This is a genomic window from Methanobrevibacter sp., from assembly GCF_045577275.1.
Classification (GTDB): domain Archaea; phylum Methanobacteriota; class Methanobacteria; order Methanobacteriales; family Methanobacteriaceae; genus Methanobrevibacter.
In genome coordinates, this window is record NZ_JAZNIB010000325.1 from 1 (window position 1) to 2,902 (window position 2,902).

The following is a 2,902-nucleotide window of genomic DNA, read 5'->3' on the forward strand; positions in this document are numbered from 1 at the left end:
AAATATATAGAACCATCTAAAAAAAAACTGATTTTAAAAAAAGATAAAAAAATAAAAAATTTAAAAATGAAAGAAAAATCAATTAGACTTATCATAATTGTTTTTCTTATTATTCCTATTTTTATTTGATTTTGATTTGAAATTAAGAGAATAGACCTCTTCTTGTTTTAAACGATTTGCAAACCTATCCTTAAGACGAATCATTTTAGATCTTTCAGGATATTTTTCATTGATATCCACTCTCATACCATCAAATGCAGCTAATGTTCTTACTCCAGTCTTCTTAGAAACTCTTATTGCCTCTTCAACTGGATTTGCAGCAATCATCTTAAAACCGAAGTGAGTCATGATTGCCAAACTTGGTTTGACCTGCTCAACGATATCAATAAAGTTGCTGGTACACATGTGTCCTCTAATGGACCTTTCACCTGGCCTTAAAACACTTCCGATTAAAATATCAGCATTCTTATGGTGTTTTGGCAATTCATCAAAATACTCAGTATCAGCTGTATAGGAAATCTTAAAACCGTTGTTTTCCATTTGGAAACCTACACCTGTAGGATCACCATGTCTTGTAGCGGTTCCCTTAATTGTAAATCCTGGGAAACGTGCTATCTTACCTGGAGTCAAAATCAAATTCTTAGAATTGCTTTTATGATAATTTGAGATTGCAGGACCCCAACGTTGGTAATTTTCAAAAATAGTCTTACCACCCATAATGATACCATTATTTTTAGTCATTCCTCTTGTCATTGCCTCAATCAATATTTCAGCATCATTATAATGGTCTGTATGAGAATGGGATATGAAAATTCCATCGATTTTGGTTGGATTCACACCAAACTGATATGACCTTACTAAAGCTCCTGGGCCTGGATCGATTTGATAATTTTTTCCTCCAAAATCATCAATTCTAAAGCCCCCAGTCATTCTTTTTTGACTAATGGTGGCAAATCTGCCCCCTCCAGAGCCTAAAAATGTTAATTTCATTATTGTCACCTTTTTTACACTCAAATACAATAATAAACACTATTTATTCAAGATGACATAATATGATATCACATTTCAAATTAGCTTTATTACGTTTAATGCATAAGACTTCATTTTCTATAACAACTTGGTCTTTCAATAATGCATCATCTTCCCCTTCAACGAACATGATAACGTTTTCACCAGGTTTTGCAAGAAGTTTCCAATTGATGTCAAATGCCCTGACATCAGGATTTAATTTAACTTGAATCATCTTTTCATCGATTGAATCAACAATTCCAACAGGACCTTCATCAATAATGGTTGAAGCTAATTTGATTGTTTCATTTTGTTTTAAAAGATCTTCCTTAAGTTTAGCTCTAAATTTAGCTAAAAGATTTATATCTCTTTCAATAACCTCATCTAAATAAGGTTGGACCTTATCTTTATATAAATCGTTTTGTTGAATGACCACATCATATTTAGTACCTACAGATGGAGTTTTTTTAGAGATGTCCTCTAAGATTTGTCCAAAGATATCTCCCATATACTTTAAGCTGAAACTTGGTTTCCATTTTGCTTTAAGCATATCATTAGCCATAGATTTTGTAATCTTATTACCGAAGACGATAATGGAAGATTCTCCTCTTTTCCTACTGACAATTTCAGAGCCTGTAAGCTCTATAATTTGGAAACCATTTGTTGTACCATAAATTCTTTTTCTTTTGGTTTCCATAGTTCCTCTTGAACTGACTTCTCCTACAGCAACATTTTCAACACTTTTGACTTTTGTTGCATCATCTGTAATCTTTAGACTTATTTCAAGCTCTTCAGCTCTAGCATATAACTCTTCATCATTAGAGATTTCACCAGTGTAAATTTCCTGTTCTAAAAGTTCACGTTCTTCCTTAGAACCAAAATAGGCAATTCTCCTTTTGTCCCCTGCCATTACACATCCTTTCTTTCCAACATAAGCAATTATTAAACTCATACTCTCACATCGCTTAAATAGGCATATTCCTTCTTAATTAATCTTAATTAGTCTTTTAATTAGTCTTATTAATCTTAATTTTCTTAATCAAATCACATGATTATCTAATGCCTAACTTATTGATTTTACATTTTCAATTTATTAATTAATAAAATTCCAAATAAAGTTAAAAAAAGATTATACGAAATTAAAATAGGATTTCAATTATTTCCCCAAATTTAAAAAACTTTAAATGAAATTTTAAGTTCTTACTTTATAGTTATATATTTACAAATATAAAAAGTTATATAAATTTTTAAAATTTAGACTTAAATAAATAACTGTTTTAATAATATAAAACTTTATATATTGAAAAGAACAAACTAAAATTAATTATTATTTGGAGGAAATAATATGGCAAAAATCAATGAAATTTACAGATGTAACCATTGTGGAATTATGGTAGAAGCTATCGTCGAAGGTGCTGGAGAATTAGTTTGCTGTGGAGAAGCAATGGAACTTTTAGAACCTAGACAATTACCTGAAGGTGGAGTAAAACACATCCCTGTAATCACTAAAGAAGATGGTAAAATTGTCGTAACCATGGGCGAAGAACCACACCCAATGTTAGAAGAACACTACATTAATTTTGTTGAATTAATTGTAGGAGATCAAGTTTACCGTGCTAACTTAAAACCTGGTGATGAACCTAAAGCAGTATTCGATGTAAATGCTGAAGTAGAAGACGTAAAAGCTATTGAATATTGTAACATCCACGGTTTATGGCATTCATAAGTATTATTTATTTTAAATAATACTTTCCTATTTTTTATTTATTATATTTATTTTAATCTGATTTTTATACTATTTTTAAACTATTTTTAATTAACTTTAACTAGTTTTAATTAAATTTAACTATTTTTAACCACTTTTAACTAAATTTGATTTTTAACATTTCAGTAC

3 protein-coding genes are annotated in these 2,902 nt (G+C 29.8%); 1 reads left to right on the plus strand and 2 read right to left on the minus strand.

Translation table 11 applies throughout. The features are described 5' to 3' along the window. Positions 1-78 precede the first annotated feature (78 nt). Together ACKI67_RS09430 and ACKI67_RS09435 are read right to left on the minus strand one after the other, a co-directional pair. Positions 79-990, minus strand: coding sequence for an MBL fold metallo-hydrolase (locus ACKI67_RS09430; protein WP_407463278.1), 912 nt, complete (start codon positions 988-990; stop codon positions 79-81). 43 nt (positions 991-1,033) lie between these two features. Beyond that, positions 1,034-1,960 (minus strand): DUF2121 family protein, encoded by a 927-nt coding sequence (locus ACKI67_RS09435; protein ID WP_407463279.1) that lies wholly within the window; start codon positions 1,958-1,960, stop codon positions 1,034-1,036. A 393-nt stretch (positions 1,961-2,353) separates the two neighbouring features. Here ACKI67_RS09435 and ACKI67_RS09440 point away from each other — a divergent pair, with 393 nt between their 5' ends. Further along, positions 2,354-2,734 (plus strand): desulfoferrodoxin, encoded by a 381-nt coding sequence (locus ACKI67_RS09440; RefSeq protein ID WP_298537680.1) that lies wholly within the window; start codon positions 2,354-2,356, stop codon positions 2,732-2,734. Positions 2,735-2,902: the final 168 nt, after the last annotated feature.